This window comes from Pseudomonas sp. PS01299 (assembly GCF_029960145.1).
GTDB lineage: Bacteria > Pseudomonadota > Gammaproteobacteria > Pseudomonadales > Pseudomonadaceae > Aquipseudomonas > Aquipseudomonas putida_A.
This window is the reverse complement of record NZ_JASCPO010000115.1, coordinates 1-18,381: the sequence shown is the minus strand read 5'-3', so window position 1 is coordinate 18,381 and position 18,381 is coordinate 1. Positions and strand designations below refer to the sequence as shown.

17 protein-coding genes are annotated in these 18,381 nt (G+C 60.8%); 9 read left to right on the top strand and 8 right to left on the bottom strand.

Annotation, left to right across the window (positions count from 1 at the left end; genetic code table 11):
* Positions 1 to 95 precede the first annotated feature (95 nt).
* The 3 genes from QMX91_RS19170 to QMX91_RS19160 all read right to left on the bottom strand — a co-directional run bounded on the left by QMX91_RS19170 (position 96) and on the right by QMX91_RS19160 (position 3,238).
* Positions 96 to 1,001 (bottom strand): amidohydrolase family protein, encoded by a 906-nt coding sequence (locus QMX91_RS19170; protein ID WP_003224037.1) that lies wholly within the window; start codon positions 999 to 1,001, stop codon positions 96 to 98.
* 4 nt (positions 1,002 to 1,005) lie between these two features.
* Positions 1,006 to 1,935: an amidohydrolase family protein gene (locus tag QMX91_RS19165; RefSeq protein WP_007965237.1), complete on the bottom strand. Its 930-nt coding sequence runs from the start codon at positions 1,933 to 1,935 to the stop codon at positions 1,006 to 1,008.
* A gap of 379 nt (positions 1,936 to 2,314) precedes the next feature.
* The gene (locus QMX91_RS19160) at positions 2,315 to 3,238 is read right to left on the bottom strand and encodes a LysR substrate-binding domain-containing protein (protein WP_282413196.1); all 924 of its coding nucleotides are present in this window, start codon (positions 3,236 to 3,238) and stop codon (positions 2,315 to 2,317) included.
* A 118-nt stretch (positions 3,239 to 3,356) separates the two neighbouring features.
* Here QMX91_RS19160 and QMX91_RS19155 point away from each other — a divergent pair, with 118 nt between their 5' ends.
* From QMX91_RS19155 to QMX91_RS19135, 5 genes are all read left to right on the top strand, one after another.
* Positions 3,357 to 3,821: a (2Fe-2S)-binding protein gene (locus QMX91_RS19155; protein ID WP_027613188.1), complete on the top strand. Its 465-nt coding sequence runs from the start codon at positions 3,357 to 3,359 to the stop codon at positions 3,819 to 3,821.
* Positions 3,821 to 6,034: a molybdopterin cofactor-binding domain-containing protein gene (locus QMX91_RS19150; protein ID WP_282413195.1), complete on the top strand. Its 2,214-nt coding sequence runs from the start codon at positions 3,821 to 3,823 to the stop codon at positions 6,032 to 6,034. The genes QMX91_RS19155 and QMX91_RS19150 overlap by 1 nt, the downstream gene beginning before the upstream one ends.
* Before the next feature lie 6 nt (positions 6,035 to 6,040).
* Positions 6,041 to 6,934, top strand: a complete 894-nt coding sequence (locus QMX91_RS19145; RefSeq protein WP_134786080.1) for a LysR substrate-binding domain-containing protein — start codon at positions 6,041 to 6,043, stop codon at positions 6,932 to 6,934.
* A gap of 181 nt (positions 6,935 to 7,115) precedes the next feature.
* Positions 7,116 to 8,612, top strand: a complete 1,497-nt coding sequence (locus QMX91_RS19140; RefSeq protein WP_282413194.1) for a helix-turn-helix transcriptional regulator — start codon at positions 7,116 to 7,118, stop codon at positions 8,610 to 8,612.
* A gap of 135 nt (positions 8,613 to 8,747) precedes the next feature.
* Positions 8,748 to 9,005: a DUF1652 domain-containing protein gene (locus QMX91_RS19135; protein ID WP_096795930.1), complete on the top strand. Its 258-nt coding sequence runs from the start codon at positions 8,748 to 8,750 to the stop codon at positions 9,003 to 9,005.
* 1,157 nt (positions 9,006 to 10,162) lie between these two features.
* Here the strand turns inward: QMX91_RS19135 and QMX91_RS19130 are convergent.
* From QMX91_RS19130 to QMX91_RS19110, 5 genes are all read right to left on the bottom strand, one after another.
* Positions 10,163 to 10,930 carry an SDR family oxidoreductase gene (locus QMX91_RS19130; protein WP_007965755.1) on the bottom strand — a complete coding sequence of 256 codons (768 nt, stop codon included), beginning with the start codon at positions 10,928 to 10,930 and terminating at the stop codon, positions 10,163 to 10,165.
* A 22-nt stretch (positions 10,931 to 10,952) separates the two neighbouring features.
* Positions 10,953 to 12,020, bottom strand: coding sequence for a phosphotransferase family protein (locus QMX91_RS19125; protein ID WP_096795931.1), 1,068 nt, complete (start codon positions 12,018 to 12,020; stop codon positions 10,953 to 10,955).
* A gap of 156 nt (positions 12,021 to 12,176) precedes the next feature.
* Complete coding sequence (locus QMX91_RS19120; protein WP_150369612.1) at positions 12,177 to 13,145, bottom strand: 2-hydroxyacid dehydrogenase; 969 nt, start codon at positions 13,143 to 13,145, stop codon at positions 12,177 to 12,179.
* Between the two features lie 139 nt (positions 13,146 to 13,284).
* Positions 13,285 to 13,809, bottom strand: a complete 525-nt coding sequence (locus tag QMX91_RS19115; RefSeq protein ID WP_282413193.1) for a cysteine hydrolase family protein — start codon at positions 13,807 to 13,809, stop codon at positions 13,285 to 13,287.
* 207 nt (positions 13,810 to 14,016) lie between these two features.
* The gene (locus QMX91_RS19110; protein ID WP_098968251.1) at positions 14,017 to 14,400 is read right to left on the bottom strand and encodes a tautomerase family protein; all 384 of its coding nucleotides are present in this window, start codon (positions 14,398 to 14,400) and stop codon (positions 14,017 to 14,019) included.
* Between the two features lie 44 nt (positions 14,401 to 14,444).
* Here QMX91_RS19110 and QMX91_RS31490 point away from each other — a divergent pair, with 44 nt between their 5' ends.
* The 4 genes from QMX91_RS31490 (at position 14,445) to QMX91_RS19090 (ending at position 18,306) form a co-directional block, all read left to right on the top strand.
* On the top strand, positions 14,445 to 14,825 hold the full coding sequence (locus QMX91_RS31490) for a hypothetical protein (RefSeq protein ID WP_349016838.1): 381 nt from the start codon (positions 14,445 to 14,447) through the stop codon (positions 14,823 to 14,825).
* A 49-nt stretch (positions 14,826 to 14,874) separates the two neighbouring features.
* Complete coding sequence (locus tag QMX91_RS19100; protein ID WP_282413192.1) at positions 14,875 to 15,045, top strand: hypothetical protein; 171 nt, start codon at positions 14,875 to 14,877, stop codon at positions 15,043 to 15,045.
* Positions 15,046 to 15,298: 253 nt separating this feature from the next.
* On the top strand, positions 15,299 to 16,579 hold the full coding sequence (locus QMX91_RS19095; protein ID WP_027613177.1) for an HAAAP family serine/threonine permease: 1,281 nt from the start codon (positions 15,299 to 15,301) through the stop codon (positions 16,577 to 16,579).
* 80 nt (positions 16,580 to 16,659) lie between these two features.
* Positions 16,660 to 18,306, top strand: coding sequence for a SulP family inorganic anion transporter (locus QMX91_RS19090; protein ID WP_282413191.1), 1,647 nt, complete (start codon positions 16,660 to 16,662; stop codon positions 18,304 to 18,306).
* The last annotated feature ends 75 nt before the right edge of the window (positions 18,307 to 18,381 follow it).

Sequence of the window (18,381 nt, the reverse complement as noted above, 5' to 3'; positions counted from 1 at the left end):
GGGCTTGCTCGCGAATGCGGTGGATCAGCCACCTTCATTGTTGAATGAAGCACCGCTTTCGCGAGCAAGCCCGCTCCCACATGGATTGTGTGTGGCTACAAGTACGTGGTGGTCAGACGAATATCCGCCTCAACCAGATCCTTCGGCGGTGGCGTCGGCTCGATCCCGCACAACCGGGCGATGTTGTTGCCCAGGTAGTCCTCCAGATGATCCTCATCGATGCCCAAGCCCTGCGGTGCCGGCGAGCACAACACCTCCAGCTCGCGCAGCCACATGCCCGGTTCGTTCGGCGGCGAGTCGGTGCCGAACACGATCTTGTTGCGCGGCAGTTCCTTGGCGAATTCGACGATCCGCGACTGGAAGCACCAACCCGATTCGCAGTACACGTTCGGCGTGTCCATCGCCATCCAGAACGCCTCGAACGAGTAGTTGCCGCCGGTCTGGATGCCGAAGTGGCCGATGATGAAATTGACCATCGGGAACTCACGGATGATCGGGTAGAACATCGTCGGAATGGTGTACGGGCCGTCGCCGGTATGGATCAGCACCACGATGTTGTACTTGGCGCAGACTTTCATCGCCGGACGCAACCAGTCCAGCGCCCGATCCGGGCGATAGCCGTGCATGTTGGCGTGCAGCTTGAGCATCTTGAAGCCGTATTCCTTGATGTGGAATTCCAGCTCCGCCGCACCGTTTTCCGGTCCCCAGCGCGGGTTGAAGTTGAAGTTGCCGATGAAGCGATCCGGGTACTTCACACAGAGTTCGGCGACGTACGACATGTAGTCACGCACGCCCTCGCGGCCACGGCGGTTACCGTCGCGATAACCGGTGTTGCCCGGTGGCGGCTGGATGAAGCCCATGTCGATGCGGCGCGGTTTGCCGTTGATCATGTACGGGCCGTCCATCAGTTTGAGCATGCGCTCGCCGGTGAACGGTTCGCCGGTGTGGCGCCAGGCTTCGTCGACCAGATTGGTGGGGTGCAGATGGGTGTCGATGATCATCGGTTCAGCTCCTGGCCAGTTGCGTGGTGACGGGGCGCTTGAGTTGCGCCTCTGCTTCGGAAACGGAACGCGGCGGCGGGGTCGGTTCGAGGCCGATCATCCGCGCGGTGTTGTTGCCCAGGTATTCCTCGAGGGTGTCTTCGTCGAGGTTCAGGCCTTGCGGCGGCTCGTGGCACAGCACTTCGAGCAGGCGCAGCCACATGCCCGGTTCGTTCGGCGGGGTGTCGGTGCCGAACAGGATCTTGTGCGTTGGCAAGACCTTGGCGAACTCGACGATCCGCGATTGCAGGCACCAGCCGGATTCGCAATAGACGTTGGGCAGTTCCATCGCCCATTGCATCGGTTCGAATACGTAGACCCCGCCGGTCTGCACGCCGAAGTGGGCCATGATGAAATTCACGTTGGGGAACTCCTTGATCATCGGCACCCATTCCGACGGAATGCTGTACGGCCCGTCGCCAGTGTGCAGCTTGACCGGGATGCCCAGTTCGGCGCATTTCTCGAAGCACGGGCGGACCCAGTCCAGTGCACGATCAGGCCGGTAGGCGTGCATATTGGCCTGCATCTGCACCATCTTGAAACCGTGCTCCTTGACGTAGCGCTCGATCGCCTCGACGCCGTTTTCCACACCGCAGCGCGGGTTGTAGACGAAGCAGCCGATGAAACGATCGGGGTAGGTCTGCACCATTTTCAGGGTGTAGGCCATGTAGGCGTCGATGGATTCGCGGCCCGAGAGTTCGCCGTCGGTCCAGGTGTAAATGGTGTTGCCCTGCGGCGGCTGGATGAAGGCTTTGTCGATCCGGCGAGGTTTGCCGTTGACCATGTACGGGCCATCCATCATCTCCAGCAAACGCTCGCCGGTGAACGGGTCACCGTCATGCCTCCAGGCGAGGTCCACGAGATCCGTGGGATAGCAGCTGATATCGATGATCATTGAAGTCGATCTCCTGATAGCGGGGAAGGGAGCCTTGCGGCTCTCGGCATCCACGCCCCGGGCTATCGGCCATTTCTATGCGCAGCAATCGCGCATTCCCTCGCCTGTTCGCATCCGGCCCGGGTGGGTGGTTGCTGAGGACGAGTATTGGAAGGCGGGGGAGGGTTCGTACAATATTAATTGGGTGGGGTGGTGATACTTCTGGGATATGGGCCTTGGATCAAGAGCCTTGCCCTCACCCTAGCCCTCTCCCGGAGGGAGAGGAAACCTACGGAGGTGTCTTTCGGTTTACATCGACCTGAAAGATCCAGTCGATTATGGATTCACAGCTGAGCTTTCACGTCGGCGTAATTCGTCAATATTCCCCAATCGGTCCCCTCTACCTCTGGGAGAGGGCTAGGGTGAGGGCAGCGTTCTCAAGCGTACACAGAGCCAACTGTTTGATGACCTCAACCACCGGCGCCACACGCTCGGCCTGCCCATGCGGCCAAACCGCATACAGGTTGTAATGCGCAGCAATCTGCGCCTCGTTCAACGCCACCAGCCGCCCATTGCGCAACGCATCGGCGGCGAGTAAACCGCGCACCAGCCCGGCACCAACCCCGGCTTCAGCCGCCGCAATCAGGTTCGCCGCATTATCGAAAATCACCCGCGCCGCTGGCTCTACCGGGGGCATTCCGGCCGCATCCAGCCACGGTATCCACGAGCGCCGCGTATAGCCCAACAGCGGCAATTCAAGAATCTGCGCCGGGCTCAGCGGCAACTGCAAACCATAGCGCTCAAGCAGCGCCGGTGAAGCCACCGCCAGCACCCGGTCGCCGCAGATCTGCGTCATCTCGCAGTCATCCCAATCGCCATAGCCGTAACGCAACGCCAGATCGACCCGCTCAAACGTGCTGCGATCACTGCGTGGCATCGACAGCAGCGTCACCTCGTAATCCGGAAGTCCGTCGAGCAACTCCGGCAGACGCGGATTGAGCCAGCTCTGCGCCAGTTCACTGTCGACGTCCAGGGTCAGGCGCTGCGCCACGCTGCGGTTTTTCACCGAGGACAGGGCCCGGTCGATCTGCGCCAGCCCGTCCGCTAGCACGCTGGCAAACAACTGCCCGGCATCGGTGAGGTTGCTGCCGCCGCCTTCACGCACGAACAGCGGCTGACCGATGAAATCTTCCAGTGCGCGAATCTGCTGGCTGATCGCGCTGTGCGTCAGGTCGAGCTTGCGCGCCGCGCTGGAGAAACTGCCGCTGCGCGCCGCTTGGATGAACGCGCTCATGGACTGCACCGACGGGTATCGCTTGTACATGTTGTTAGTCCTGCTTACACCGGTTGGCAGAAATCGTCGCTGGCCGCGTGTTGCGTGGGCTTCCAATAATCGGTCACCAGGCCCGCACAAAGACGGGCCGCTCTTTTGGAGCCTGACAATGATCGCATTCACGGTTAACGGCGAACGACGCGAGCTGGATGAGGCGTCCCCCTCCATGCCCTTGTTATGGGTACTGCGTGATCAACTGAAACTCACCGGCACCAAATTCGGCTGCGGCATGGGCCTGTGCGGTGCCTGCACCGTGCATCTGGACGGTGTCGCGGTGCGTTCCTGCCAGTTGCCGCTGGCCGCCGTCGCGGGCCACAGCATCACCACCATCGAAGGCTTGTCGCCGAACGAAAGCCATCCGCTGCAACTGGCCTGGGTCGCCGAAGATGTGCCGCAATGCGGCTACTGTCAATCCGGGCAGATCATGTCCGCCGCCGCGCTGCTCAACACCGGCGCGGCGGTAACCGACGATTCGATCCGCAATGCGATGACCGGCAATATCTGCCGTTGCGGCACTTACGCGCGGATCAACAAAGCGATCAAGCGCGCGGCGAACGCGCCGAAGGAGGCGTGATGAGCCTGCGCGACGACACCTTGCTCGAACCGTCACGCCGGGTCTTTCTCAAGCAAGCGGCGACGGTGGCTTCGGGCCTGGCGATTGCCTTGTATCTGCCGTCCGGCAGCGCCGCCAGCGACCCGAAAGCTCCGGCGCCGGCCACCGAATTCGAGCCCAACGCCTGGGTGCGGATCTTCCCCGACGGCACAGTGAAACTGGTGGTGCACAAACACGATTCCGGCACCGGCACGCAAACGGCGTTGGCCGCGTGTGTGGCCGAAGAGCTGGATGTGAACCCGATGACCGTGCAGGTCATCACCCCGGAAGATCCGTTCTTCGACACCTACATTCACCCGGTCTGGAAAGTCTTTTCCACCGGCGGCAGCACCAGTGTGTCGCTGGAATACGAGCGCCTGCGTATGGCCGGGGCCACAGCGCGGGCGTTGTTGATCGCCGCTGCGGCGAAGCAATGGAAAGTCAGCCCCGACAGCTGCAGCACCGAAGAAGGTCGGGTGGTTCATCTGCCCAGCAAACGCAGCCTCGGCTACGGCGAACTGGTCGGCGTGGCGGCGCGTCTGCCGGCACCGGCCAGTGTCAGGCTGAAGGATCCGGCGCAGTTCAAATACATCGGCAAACTGCGGCACAAGCGCGATGCCGCGGCCAAGGTCTGCGGACGCTTCAAGTACAGCATCGACGTGCAGTTGCCGGGGATGCTGGTGGCAGTGATTCAGCGCGCGCCGGTGGTCGGGGCGAAAGTCGTCAGCGTGAATTCGGCGGCGGCATTGCAGGTGCCGGGCGTGCGCCAGGTGCTTGCAGTCCCCGGGCGCCCGGACGTGCTCGGCGGCAATCTGGAAGGCGTCGCGGTGCTGGCCGAGACGTTCTGGGCGGCGCAGCAGGGGCGCAAAGTGCTGGAGATCAAATGGAGCGATTCGCCGCTGGCCGGGTTCGACAGCGCGGAACTGGCCAAGGCCCAGGCTGCCGCTATTTCCGACCCGAACAGCCAAACCATCAAAGCCATGACGCATGGCGATGTCGGCGCGCAATGGCCGCACGCGGCGAAGCTGATCGAAGCCGATTACCGCATGCCGTACAAGGTGCAGAACCCGCTGGAACCAATCTGCATCACCGCGCACGTGCAGGACAAGGCGATCACCTATTGGGGCGGCGTGCAGGTGCCGTCGTCGGCGCTGGAAGCCGCGCAAACCGTATGCGGCATCGCCAAGGAGAAGGTCACCATCAATGAGCTGGTGTCCGGCGGCAGCTTCGGCGCGCGGGAGGCCAAGTACTGGTTGTTCGAGGTGGCGTATCTGGCGCAGCAGATGGGTGTGCCGGTGAAATTACTGAACAGTCGCGAAGATGAAATGCACGCACTGTTCAATCACCCGGCGACGCTGCACCGGGTCAGAGGCGCGCTGGATGCCCAAGGCAAACTCAACGCACTGCAACTGCACGCGGTGTCACCGGCCTCGCCGGAGCAGTGGGAGCCGGGCTATTTCGAACGCCCGGATCACATGGATTACAGCACTACCGAAGCGATCACCGCGTGGGACTTCGCCTACCGTCCGCCGCACCTGGAGTTGAACTGGGTCAAGCACGAAAGCCATGTGCCCAGCGGCTGGTATCGCTCGGTGAGCTTTATTCCCAATGTGTTTGCCGTCGAGAGTTTCATGGACGAACTGGCCCATGCGGCAGGCGCGGATCCGCTGGCGTTCCGTCTGGCCAACATGCAGGAGCGGCCACGGCATGTGGCGGTGCTGAAACAGGCTGCCGAACGCGCCGGATGGGGCCAGCCGTTACCGCCGGGCACTGCGCTGGGGATTGCGACCCATCAGGGTTACAGCAGTTTTATCGCAGTGGTGGCGCGGGTCGCGACGGTCGATGGCCAGCCGAAAGTCGAGAAGCTGACCTGTGTGGTCGATTGCGGTCTGGCGGTGTCGCCGGGCGGGGTCGAGGAGCAGATCTACGGCGGACTGATGTGGGGCTTGGGCCATGCGTTGTTTGATCGCCTCGACATTCAACAGGGCAGGGTGGTGCAGAGCAATTTCCACGACTACCGCGTGACCCGCATGTCGGACATGCCGGCCACCGACATCGTGGTGCTGGATGGCGAGCCGGGCAAGCCCGGTGGCGTAGGCGAGTTGGGCAGTCCGTCGGTGGCGCCGGCGATTGCCAACGCCTTGTTTGCGCTGACCGGCGTGCGCCAGCGTTCGACACCGCTGAGTCTGGGGTAAGCCGCCATGGACCTGCGCCTGCTGCGGTACTTCATGGCCCTGGCCGATGAGCTGCATTTCGGCCGGGCCGCCGAACGTTTGCACATCTGCCAGCCGCCGCTGAGCCAGCAGATTCGCCTGCTGGAGGAGGAGCTGGGCACGCCGTTGTTCGAGCGCAGTCACCACCGGGTCGAACTGACAGCGGCGGGGCAGATGCTCAAGGAGCAGGCGCCGCTGGTGTTCGAACAACTGGAACGGGCCCTGGACCTGACGCGCCAGACCGGGCGCGGGCAGCTTGGCGAGCTGGAAATCGGCATGATCAGCTCGGTGATGGTCGGCGTGCTGCCCAGAGCCCTGCACCTGTTTCGCGAGCGCTATCCGCAGGTGAACTGGCGCCTGCATGAAATGACCCCGGCGGCGCAGGTCAAGGCGTTGAAGGAAAAACGTATCGATGCCTGCGTGTTCCGCGTGGGTTATGACGATCCGTTGCTGCGCAACGAGTTGTTGATCTACGAACCGATTCATGTGGTGATGCCGGCCGATCATCCGCTGGCCAGCCGCGAGCTTCTGGCCCCGGCGGATCTGGCACAGGAACCGTTTGTCGCGCTGGAACTGAAGCAGTCGCGGTTCGCCAACTTCCTTTATCAGTGCTGCATTCAGGCCGGATTCACCCCGCAGATCCGCCAGCAGGTGATCGAGGTGCAGACCTTGCTCAGTCTGGTGCGCGCCGGTTTCGGGGTGGCGCTGCTGCCTGCTTCTATCGAGCAGTTGGCCCCGGCTGGGTTGGTGTTTCGCAAGCTGACACCGGCGCTGCCGGAGGTGCCGTTGTATGCGACTTACCGCGCTGACGATGCTTCGCCGGTGCTCAGGTTGTTTCTCGATACGTTGCGGGAGTTGGTGGAAACTTCAGATCACCATTGATCCCCTGTAGGAGTGAGCCTGCTCGCGATAGCAGTGTGTCAGTCAGAGTTGATGTGGCTGACAGACCGCTATCGCGAGCAGGCTCACTCCTACAGGGATTTGTGGTGTTGTTGAAGAGTTCGGCACGATCACGAACGCCTGCGGTCGTAATCTTCACACGCGAATTCCCTGTGGAGATCCAATGAGCCAGGAAGTCCTGACCACTGAAACCAACCGTCGCCAGCTGCAGCAGATCATCGCCGGGCTGTCCGACGGGGTGATTCTGCTGGAGCTCGATCAGAGCATCCTCTGGGCCAATGAGGCGGCGCTGGCGATGCACGGTGTCAGCCGGATCGGTGAGCTGGGCACTAATGCCGATGAGTATGCCAAGCGCTTCAGCCTGCGCTATCGCAACAATCATTCGGTGCCCCCGGAACACTATCCGATCAGCCGCGCTGCACGCTGCGAAGCCTTCAACGACGTGCTGATCGAAGTGTCTGCCGTGAATGATCCCGAGCACGTCTGGGTGCACAGCGTGCGCAGCATGATCCTGACTGATCGCGAAGGGCAGCCGGAGTCACTGGTGCTGATCATGAGCGATGTCACCGATTGGGCGAACGCCGAGCAGCGCTTCGAAAAGACCTTCAATGCCAACCCGGCGCCGGCGGTGATCTGCCGCCTCAGCGATTTGCGCTACATCAAGGTCAATCCGGGGTTTCTGGAGATGACCGGTTACACCCGTGAGCAGGTGATCGGCACCTCGGCCTATGAAATCGACATCTTCGAGCAGGCCGAGCAAAAGGATCTGGCGATCCAGCGCCTGCGCGATGTGGCGACCATTCCGCAGATGCAGGCTCAATTGCGCCTGCCCGATGGCGGCAGCAAGCAAGTGATCGTTGCCGGGCAGCCGTTGGTGCTCAATGATGAGGATTGCATGCTGTTTTCCTTCGTCGACATGGAGCTGCGCCACAAGGCCGAAGTTGCGCTGCGTCAGAGCGAAGAGCGCTTTGCCAAGGCGTTCCGCCTGACTCCGGTGCCGATTCTGATCTGTACCGCCGACGAACAGCAGGTGATCGATGTCAATCAGGCGTTCCTCGACACCCTGGCGTACGAGAATGACGACGTCGTCGGCAAAACCGTGACGCAGCTGAATTTCATTGACGACGATGGTGCGCGGGCCCGACTGCTGACCGCCTTGGCGAAAAGCGGACGAGTGGATCGGGTCGATGTGCGGGTGCGCAAGAAGGACGCGGATCTGCTGGAGTGCGCGGTGTCTGCGGACACCGTGAATATTCAGGACACGCCGTGCTATCTGCTGGTGCTGATGGACATCACCGAACGCAAGCGCACCGAGCTGGAGCTGGTGGCGGCGATTGAAGAGGTGATGAAAGACGCTTCGTGGTTCAGCCGGACGCTGATCGAAAAACTGGCCAATGTGAAGAAGGTCAACTCGCCGCAACTGCCGAGCGTGTCGTTCACTGACCTGACGGCGCGTGAGCGCGACGTGCTGGGGCTGATCTGCGAAGGCCTGGCCGACAAGGAGATCGCCGCCCGCCTGAAACTCGCGCCGAACACCGTGCGCAATCATGTGGCGACCGTGTATTCCAAGCTTGATGTACACAGTCGCAGCGAGGCGATTGTCTGGGCGCGGGAGCGTGGTCTGTTTTCTGGCGAGCGCGGCGCGAAGGGTCAGCGGTAGGTGCAAATGCACTAGCTGATGCGGTGCAAATGCAGGTTCTGGTGAGATAGGGCAGTTCTTAGTCTGTTGGGGTGCGATACGAGCCTGTTTGGCTTGGGATCGTCTCCCTTCGAAACAGCTAAAGGAACAGGCTCCATGATGAATCTTGCGCAGTTGCGCGCCAGCCTCGAACAGAGTTTTTCGCCATTGGCGTGCGAGTGTTCAGTGGATGGGGATCATTCGCTGACGGTGAAGTTATATCACCCGGATTCGGGGCAGGTGGATCTGGTGATCAGTGGGTTGAAGCTCAATGCGTTGCGTACGCCTGAGTCGGTGGCGGCGCTGGTGGATGAGTTGCGGTATGAGTTGGAGAGCAATTCTTTGCGGGCTGCTCGGGATCCGGATATGGCCTAGGGTTTTGGTGTTGGTTTGTTTTGGGTGTATATCCGTTGCTGCGGTAACGGCCACTTAGGGTTCCGCCCTTACGGCGGGTCACTTTTTCCAGACGCCGAAAAAGTAACCAAAAAGGCTTTACCCTGACGTTCGGCCCTCGCCTAGGCTCGGGTTCCTTCGCTGCGGGATTCATCCGGGGGGCAGCGCCTACGGTTTGCTTCGCTGCACCTCCTCTCGCTGTGTTTGGCTGCGCCAAACGGTCGCTGCGCTCCCACCCCCGGATAAATCCCTCCACTCAGCCTGCCGACGGGCCCTCAGATCAAAAGCGGTACTCGAGCTAACGCTCATTGTGTTGAGTGGGGCGGCTTCGCCGCATGGGGGGCTCGCTCTCTGAATTGCAGGAGTCAGCCTGCTGGCGATGGCGGCCTGACAGCCGACCAATTTTTTGCTGATGCACCCGGCCCAACTGTGGGAGCGGGCTTGCTCGCGAAGGCGGCCTGACAGCTGACCCATTTCAGTCAGGAATACTCAACCCCTGTGGGAGCTGGCTTGCCAGCGATGGCGGCCTTCCAGTCAAAAAAATTCTTGTTGATGTACCCCTCCCACACAGATTTTCCTCCCCGCAAAATCGACAGCCAATTCCTCCATCTCCCTCCATTTCACTGGCGCTTACAGGGTGGTCGGCTATAAAGAATGAGTGGTCAGGTCTTCCGTCATCCGCGGTATTCGTGCGTGATTGCGGAAGTGGCTCTTCCATTCATCGCGGGTCGTCCTATGAATAATCCTGGGAAACGCGTGTATCTGCCGTTGTCGCTGGCTTTCTCTGTCGCGCTGTTAAGCGGCTGTGCCAGTCCTCCGCCACCGCCTCCTGCTGCACCGCCGCCACCGCCGGTGCGTACCTGTCAGACTCTGGAAAACACTCAGGTGTCTGGCGATATGTATGTTGACGAGCAGGTCACTCGGCATATCACCACCACCCGGTGTGTCACGCAGTAGTGCTGTAGGGGTGCTTGCCGGTGCACTTTGTCAGGCAATTACCCAAAGTCACTGTCTTACGGATAACCCCTGTGGGAGCGGGCTTGCTCGCGAATGCGGTGTGTCATTCAAGGCAATGCTGCCTGACACTCCGACTTCGCGAGCAAGCCCGCTCCCACAGGGTTAATGATTTGTCAGAGAAATCAGGACAGGAACCCACCGTCCACATTCAGCGAAACCCCAGTGGTGTAGCTCGATGCATCACTTGCCAGATACAGCACCGCCCCGGCCATTTCACTCGGATCGGCTACGCGCTTGAGCGGGATCTGCGTCAGTGCCTGCTTGAGGATCGCGTCATTCTTCACCAAGGCCGAAGCGAATTTGGTGTCGGTCAGGCCCGGCAGCAAGGCGTTGCAGCGGATGCCGAATTGCGCGCATTCCTTGGCGAAGACTTTGGTCATGTTGATCACGGCGGCCTTGGTCACCGAGTAGATGCCCTGGAACACGCCCGGTGAAATCCCGTTGATCGAGGCGACGTTGATGATGCTGCCGCCACCGTTTTCGCGCATCAGCTTGCCGGCTTCCACCGACATGAAGAAGTAGCCACGGATGTTCACGTCTACAGTCTTCTGGAACGCACCCAGATCGGTGTCCAGCACGTTGCAGAACTGCGGGTTGGTCGCCGCGTTGTTCACCAGAATATCGAGGCGACCGAACTGTTCCTTGATCCCGGCGAAGACCTGGCTGATCTGTTCCATTTCACCAATGTGGCAGGCCACGGCGGTGGCCTTGCCGCCGGCGGCGATGATCGCGTCGGCGACGTGCTGGCAGCCTTCGAGCTTGCGGCTCGAGACGATCACGTGGGCGCCTTGCTGGGCCAGCAGTTTGGCGATGGCTTCACCGATGCCACGGCTGGCGCCGGAGACGAATGCGATTTTGCCGTCGAGGTCGAACAACTGAGTCTTGGACATAAAGGTTCCTTGGTGTGGGCCGTCAGAGGCTCGATTTCGCAATGACCTGCAGGCTCATGTGCTCCAGCAGTTTGTTCATGTGAATGAACTGCGCGAAGCGTTTGTCCTGGGTCTGGCCGTGGTAGAAGCGGTAGTAGATCTGCTGCACGATGCCGGCCAGACGGAACAGGCCGTAGGTGTAGTAGAAGTCGAAATTGTCGATCTGGATGCCCGAGCGTTCGGCGTAGTAATCGACGAATTCGCGTCGAGTCAGCATGCCCGGGGCGTGGCTCGGCTGGCGGCGCATCAGTTGCACCGGTGCCGGATCATCGGCCTGAATCCAGTAGGCGAGGGTGTTGCCCAGATCCATCAGCGGATCGCCGAGGGTGGTCAGTTCCCAGTCAAGCACGCCGATGATCTGCATCGGGTTGTTCGGGTCGAGGATCACGTTGTCGAAGCGATAGTCGTTGTGGACGATGCTTGAGGTCGGATGGTCGGCCGGCATCTTGTCGTTGAGCCAGGCTTTGACTTTCTCCCAATGCGGCGCGTCCGGGGTCAGGGCTTTTTCGTAACGTTCGCTCCAGCCTTTGATCTGGCGGGCGACATAGCCTTCAGGTTTGCCCAGATCGCCGAGGCCGCAGGCGTTGTAGTCAACCCGGTGCAGTTCGACGAAACGGTCGATGAAGCTCTTGCACAGTGCTTCAGTCTTGGCCGCATCAAGGCCCAGTTCTGGCGGCAGGTCGGAGCGCAGGATGATGCCCTTGACCCGTTCCATCACATAGAACTCGGCGCCGATCACTGACTCGTCGGTGCAGTGCACGTAGGCTTTCGGGCAGTAGGGGAAACCATCTCGCAGTTGATTGAGGATGCGGAATTCGCGGCCCATGTCGTGGGCGGATTTGGCCTTGTGGCCGAACGGCGGCCGGCGCAGCACGAACTCCTGCTGCGGGTACTCCAGAAGGTAAGTCAGGTTCGACGCACCGCCGGGGAACTGGCTGATCTGCGGCGTGCCGGTCAGCCCCGGAATGTGCCTCTTCAAGTACGGATCGATCAGGCTGGCATCGAGTTCTTCGCCAGAGCGGATACGGGTGGACTGGTCAGTAAGCGCCATGCTTATCCCTTCTGCTTATTTTGGAGGCCAGACATCATTGGCTAATCTAATGGCGCACTCGGGCGGCCACAAGCGCGCAGCGGTCTTATAGGTTAGCGTGTTGCAGGATAATCAGCGTTTCGAATAGGTACGGCAGCAGGGCGCTGCCGGCTCTTTTCAATGCACGCGCTGGTTGTTGAGCCTGGGGGGCAGGGCGATCGGCGTCAGCACCGGTTGCCCTGAGAAGAACGCCACGAGGTTTTTTCCCACCAGTTCCACCGTGCCTTGGGTGGCCTCGGGTGACAGGCCGGCGACGTGTGGCGTGAGAATCACGTTGCTCAGACTTTTCAGTGCATCCGGCACCTGCGGTTCATGATCGAACACGTCCAGTGCGGCGCCGGCAATCCGCCGTTGCTCAAGGGCGCTGATCAGCTCGGCGGTGGCGATCACACTGGCCCGCGCGATGTTGACGATGAAACCGTTCGGGCCAAGGGCGTCGAGCACCGGGCGAGTCACCAGATGCTGGGTGCCAATCCCGCCCGGCGTGGCGACGATCAGAAAGTCCGAGGCGCGTGCCAGTTCGGTCGGCGTCGAGCAGAACGCATAGGGCACATCACTGCGCAGTTGACGGTTGTGATAACTGATCTGCATGTCGAAACCGAGGTGAGCACGCTTGGCAATCGCCATGCCCACCGCGCCCAGACCGAGAATCCCCAGGCGTTTATTGGCCAGCGACGGGCGCATGATCTTCGGCCATTCACCCCGGCGCACCGCCGCGTCGCAGCGCGGAATGTCGCGCACCAGCGCCAACAGCATCGCCATCGCATGATCAGCCACCGACGAGGCGTTGACCCCGGCACCATTGGTCACGGTGATCCCGCGATCGCTGGCAGCCTGCAGGTCAACGTGTTCATAACCGGCGCCGATCACGGTGATGATTTTCAGCGCCGGCAGGGCGGCGATTTCCTCAGCGGTCAGTCCCAGCGGGCCACGGGTCAGCACCGCGTCGATCCGTGCGCCGTGGCTGGCGATGGCTTGCGCACGTTCGGCAGGGGTTGGTGCGAGGATCAGATGAAAGCCCTGATGCTCGAGAATCGGCAAATAGTCATTGATGGTTTCAACCAGTACCAGAACGGTGGCGGGCATTGCGCGGCTCCTGTGATCTATGACGGTGTGGTCGCGAAAGTCTTGTCAGAGTGCTGATTCCAGAGCGGTTTGGCAATGGTGGCCGCAGCCCCGCTTCAGCCAGTGTAGGAGCTGAAACGGGGAGCGCGCGGGCGCTTCGTCAGAAGCTCACGTCGGCGCTATTGATCAGCCGTGCAAATGCTCCGCCGAGGGTGGCGTTATGGTGCTCGATGATGATGTGGGCGGGTAATGCGGGGGTGTCCATGCAAGTGTGGGCGTCGGCCACCAGCAACGGTTTGAAGCCCAGATCGGCAGCGGCGCGGCAGGTGGCGTCGATGCAGAACTGGGTTTTCATGCCGACCAGGTAAAGGTCGTCGATCTGATTAGCGTTGAGCTGCTGCGCCAGATCGGTGCCGTGGAAGGCGTTGGGTCGGGACTTGTCGAACACGTGGTCGGACTCGGCATTCAGGTCAAGTTCCGGCAGCAATTGCCAGAAAGGGCTGCCGGCGGCAATCGGCGAACCTGTCGGGCCGGTGTGGCGTACGGCGTAGATCGGCACGTGTTGCTGGCGTGCCTGGCGGATCAGCTGCTGGATGTTGGCGAGCACGCGCTCCCCGTCATGGGGTTTTTCCGGGCCATGGAACAGACCGACCTGCATATCGATGATCAACAATGCTGCGGACATGATGTTTCTCCTTGAGGGCTGCAAAAGCCGCACGGACGGGAGAAACAGCAAGGCCCCGTCCATTGCTGGCGGGGCCTTGGGTTCACTGCGCTGGATTCACCTCAGGCAGCAACACCACGACCCGCCGGTGGCGGTCGGGGTGGTACGGGTGAGGTGCAGCGGGCGAAGGTTCATGCCGCCGATCATGCTGGCGGCGGCGAAGGGCTGTCAACTGGCGTATTGAGCGATGCCGTTGCCGAACGACCAATTCTCCTTTTTGACTTCCACCAGATTGATGAACACGTCTTCCATGCGAATGCCCAGTTGGGTGTTCAGGCTGTGCGCGATGGTCTGGTACAGGGCTTTTTTCTGCTCCAGCGTCCGACCTTCATTGAGGGTGATCTGGATGATCACCAACTGATCGCTGCGCTGGATGCCCAGGTATTGCGGGTCGAAGATGAAATGCTCGCCGTCGTGCTCGTTGAGGATCTGGAAATTATCGTGTTCCGGCACATTGATGGTGCTGCGCATGGCGGCGTAGATCTGCTCGCCGATGCGTTTGGCGAAGGTGGGGTCGGTGTGCTTTTTGATTTCGACGCGGACGAGGGGCATGGGCAGAGATTCCGTTGGGTAGGGGACTTGTCTCACGCTAGAACATGTCGGCCAGATTGAAAGTGTGGGGTGATGAGCTCGCAGCTGTTTTTGTACGAGGCTACCTACGTTTTTCGCGGATTTTGCCTACGAATTTGGCGGATGCGTCTGCTACCGGAATGGTGATGAACGCGAAATCATGGAGGCACAAAGTAGCTTGGGCAGTGACTACCAACAGCCAAGGAAGGCAAATGCTTCAAAACAATCGAGAACACCTGGAACTCGAAAGGATGATGAGTGAAATACGGAAACTGGCGGCCGAGAGAAAAAAGCTTATAGCGGAAGAAAAGAAGTTGAGGTGGGATACGTATTTTTATCCGTTTGCGGTAGTCACTGGGGTGTTGACCGCAACAGCAGCCGTAGTAGGACGTTCACTCAAGGTTTAAGTGTTTGCGTTTGTACCATTCAGACCCCTCTCTAAAAAAGGAAATCACCATGAGTACATTTGACCGTCAGGCCATGATTGAACGGGCAGATCGAGAATACGATGAGGACGTTGAAAGAATGCGCATCAAAAACAAGGGCGATATGTACCCAATCTGGGGAATGCTGGTGTTCGGCCTGTTTTGCATATCACTCGGATTTCTCCTGGCTCGATCAATCTGATCAAGTCTTGCCGGTGGAATTGTCGCTGAAACTTGCCGGAAAACGACATCTTACGTATCCGGAGCCGACAGCCATTTTCCCGAAAACGACAACCCGCTGATCTGCTCCGTACAACCATTCCTCAGCTAAGTCTTTGCTTCTGCTCATTTATCGCGGAGAATCGCGCCCCTGTTTCGGCCGGAGCATGTCTGTCGGTTTTTTCCGACGCGTCCTGACCGAGTGGCAAGTGACCGGAATGCGGAGATCCGACCGGATGAATGATCAGGCCAATAGCGTCGACGCACGCTATGAAGCGGCAGCACCAGCTGAACTGTCGAGCTGGAATCGCCATGACACCACGTGGATGTTGGGACTGTTCGGGACGGCCATTGGCGCCGGTACCCTGTTTTTGCCGATCAACGCGGGTCTGGGTGGCTTCTGGCCGCTGGTGATCCTCGCGCTGCTGGCCTTCCCGATGACATTCTTCGCTCACCGCGGCCTGACCCGCTTCGTGCTCTCCGGTCGCGAAGGCGCCGACATCACCGAGGTGGTCGAGCAGCATTTCGGCATCAAGGCCGGCGCGCTGATCACCCTGCTGTACTTCTTCGCCATCTTCCCGATCCTGCTGATCTACAGCGTCGGCCTGACCAACACGGTCGCCAGCTTCCTCGAACACCAACTGCACATCACGCCGCCGCCGCGCGCGCTGCTGTCGTTCGTGCTGATCCTCGGCCTGCTGGCCGTGGTGCGTTGCGGCGAGCAGGCGATCGTCAAGGCGATGAGCCTGATGGTGTATCCGTTCATCGTCGCGTTGCTGTTCCTCGCGGTGTACCTGATTCCGCACTGGAATGGCGGCATTCTCACCACCGCTTCGCAAGTGCCGGCACCGTCGGCACTGCTGCACACACTGTGGCTGGCGATTCCGGTGATGGTGTTCTCGTTCAACCACTCGCCGATCATCTCGGCCTTCGCGGTGGACCAGAAGCGTCGTTACGGTGCCAATGCGGAGCAGCGCAGCTCGCAGATCCTCTGCCGCGCCCACCTGCTGATGGTGGTGATGGTGCTGTTCTTCGTCTTCAGTTGCGTGCTGACCCTGTCGCCGGAACAACTGGCCGAAGCCAAGGCGCAGAATCTGTCGATCCTGTCGTACCTGGCCAACCACTTCAGCAACCCGGCCATCGCCTTTGCGGCGCCGTTAATTGCCTTTGTGGCGATTTCCAAGTCGTTCCTCGGCCACTACATCGGTGCCAGCGAAGGCCTCAAGGGCCTGATCGTCAAGAGCGGCAAGCGTCCGGGCGCCAAAGCGCTGGATCGTATCGTGGCGGCGTTCATGCTGGTGGTGTGCTGGATCGTTGCAACCCTGAACCCGAGCATTCTCGGGATGATCGAGGCCGTTGGCGGTCCGGTGATTGCGGCGATCCTGTTCCTGATGCCGATGTACGCGATTCGTAAAGTACCGGCGATGGCGCGCTATCGCGGTCAGGCGTCGAACGTATTCGTTACCCTGGTCGGTCTGGTGGCCATTTCGGCGGTGATTTATTCGCTGACGGCGTAAGCCAAAGCGCCAGAGACTCAGCTACAGTGGCCGCTGTGCGTGATACGCACAGCGGCTTTTTTTCGTCTGGAGACAGTGGATTGTCGAGCGCGCCCCAATCAGTAGAGCCACCCAATCGCTGGCAGGACATCCTCGCCGGTCTGTCGATTGCCGGTCTGCTGTTGCCCGAAGCGGTCGCCTATTCGACCATCGCCGCACTGGCGCCCCAGGCCGGGGTGATTGCGCTGTTTGCCGGGTTGCTGTGCTATGGGTTGTTTGGCACCAGCCGCTTTGCCATTGTCTCGGCCACGTCTTCGTCAGCAGCGGTGCTGGCGGCGGCCACCGCGACCATGGCCAATGGCGACCCGCAGTTACGCGCGACGCTGGCGGTCGGGTTGGTGCTGGTCACCGGTGGGCTGTTCTTGCTGGCGGGGATCTTTCGTTTCGGCAGCGTCACTGCGTTTATCGCCAAACCGGTGCTGCGCGGCTTCGCTTTCGGCCTCGCGCTGACCATCATCCTCAAGCAGGTCGCCAGTGTGGTCGGTGTGCATCTGACCGATGCCAATCTGGTGCGCTTCGCCCCGCAACTGCTCGAACAACTGCCGCAATGGAACTGGCCGGCGGCGGCTGTCGCAGCGGTGGCGCTGGTGCTGTTGGGACTGTTCTCGCGTTTTCCACGGGTGCCTGGCGGTTTGCTGGTGGTGGTGATCGGCATTGTGGCCGGGCAATGGCTGAACCTTCCGGCGTATGGCGTGAACATGATCGGTTTGATCGACCTGAGCCTGGAGGTACCGAGCCTGCCGGTGCTGCCGTTTGCCGACTGGCTGCGGCTTGGGGAGGTGGGTTTTGCGCTGGTGATGATTCTGTACGCCGAGTCGTACGGCTCGATCAGTTCGTTCGCCCTCAAGCACGGTGATCGTGTGACCTCCAACCGCGATCTGCTGGCGCTCGGCGCAGCGAACTTGTTGTCCGGATTGTTCCATGGCATGCCGGCGGGGGCCGGGTATTCGGCAACGTCGGCGAACGAGGCCGCTGGCGCGACTTCTCGCTGGGCCGGTGGGGTGGCGGCGCTGGTGGTGCTGGTGATCGTGCTGACGGTGCTGCCGTGGATCGCCCTGACACCGGAGCCGATTCTGGCGGCCATCGTGGTTCATGCGCTGGCGCGGGGCTTGAGTCTGCAGCCGCTGGGGCGCTATTTCGTCTGGCGCCGGGATCGGCTGCTGGTGTTGTGCGCGGTGGGGGCGGTGTTGGTGCTGGGCATTCTCGACGGCTTGCTGGTGTCGGTGGCCATCAGCGTGTTGCTGATGCTCAAACAGATGTCGGCGGCGGACATTCAGGTGCTCGGTCGGATCGACGGCGGCCATGATTTTGTCGATCTGCAGCGTCACCCAACGGCGGTGACTGAGCCGGGAGTGCTGATTGTGCGGCCCAGTGAGGCGTTGTTCTTTGCTAACGTCGAGCGAGTTCTTGGTGCAGCTTTGCACTTGATTCGTCATTCGGACGTGGCGCTGCACACGGTGATTCTCAGTCTGGAGGAAACCCCGGATCTGGACGGCACCAGCATTGAGGCGATCCAGGAGTTCTTCCTGCGGGTGCATCAGGAGGGCAAGCGCCTGATTCTGGCGCGACTCAAGCATGAGGCACTGGCGGTGCTGGAGGTGTTGCCTGAAGTGCAAGCAAATGGCGTGACGCTTAGCGGGCTGAGCGTTGATGGCGCGGTCCGGCAAGCCCTCAAACTCAACACTTAACCCCCCTGTAGGAGTGAGCCTGCTCGCGATAGCGGTGTGTCAGTCGATACAAATGTATCTGACACACCGCTATCG

Bases quoted from the DNA above. Each gene is read 5' to 3' on its own strand.
- QMX91_RS31490 (WP_349016838.1), top strand. From the start codon at position 14,445: ATGTCGGCCAGATTGAAAGTGTGGGGTGATGAGCTCGCAGCTGTTTTT.
- QMX91_RS19115 (WP_282413193.1), bottom strand. From the start codon at position 13,809: ATGTCCGCAGCATTGTTGATCATCGATATGCAGGTCGGTCTGTTCCAT.
- QMX91_RS19140 (WP_282413194.1), top strand. From the start codon at position 7,116: ATGAGCCAGGAAGTCCTGACCACTGAAACCAACCGTCGCCAGCTGCAG.
- QMX91_RS19170 (WP_003224037.1), bottom strand. From the start codon at position 1,001: ATGATCATCGACACCCATCTGCACCCCACCAATCTGGTCGACGAAGCC.
- QMX91_RS19150 (WP_282413195.1), top strand. From the start codon at position 3,821: ATGAGCCTGCGCGACGACACCTTGCTCGAACCGTCACGCCGGGTCTTT.
- QMX91_RS19155 (WP_027613188.1), top strand. From the start codon at position 3,357: ATGATCGCATTCACGGTTAACGGCGAACGACGCGAGCTGGATGAGGCG.
- QMX91_RS19125 (WP_096795931.1), bottom strand. From the start codon at position 12,020: ATGGCGCTTACTGACCAGTCCACCCGTATCCGCTCTGGCGAAGAACTC.
- QMX91_RS19120 (WP_150369612.1), bottom strand. From the start codon at position 13,145: ATGCCCGCCACCGTTCTGGTACTGGTTGAAACCATCAATGACTATTTG.
- QMX91_RS19100 (WP_282413192.1), top strand. From the start codon at position 14,875: ATGAGTACATTTGACCGTCAGGCCATGATTGAACGGGCAGATCGAGAA.
- QMX91_RS19160 (WP_282413196.1), bottom strand. From the start codon at position 3,238: ATGTACAAGCGATACCCGTCGGTGCAGTCCATGAGCGCGTTCATCCAA.
- QMX91_RS19135 (WP_096795930.1), top strand. From the start codon at position 8,748: ATGATGAATCTTGCGCAGTTGCGCGCCAGCCTCGAACAGAGTTTTTCG.
- QMX91_RS19165 (WP_007965237.1), bottom strand. From the start codon at position 1,935: ATGATCATCGATATCAGCTGCTATCCCACGGATCTCGTGGACCTCGCC.
- QMX91_RS19095 (WP_027613177.1), top strand. From the start codon at position 15,299: ATGAATGATCAGGCCAATAGCGTCGACGCACGCTATGAAGCGGCAGCA.
- QMX91_RS19110 (WP_098968251.1), bottom strand. From the start codon at position 14,400: ATGCCCCTCGTCCGCGTCGAAATCAAAAAGCACACCGACCCCACCTTC.
- QMX91_RS19145 (WP_134786080.1), top strand. From the start codon at position 6,041: ATGGACCTGCGCCTGCTGCGGTACTTCATGGCCCTGGCCGATGAGCTG.
- QMX91_RS19130 (WP_007965755.1), bottom strand. From the start codon at position 10,930: ATGTCCAAGACTCAGTTGTTCGACCTCGACGGCAAAATCGCATTCGTC.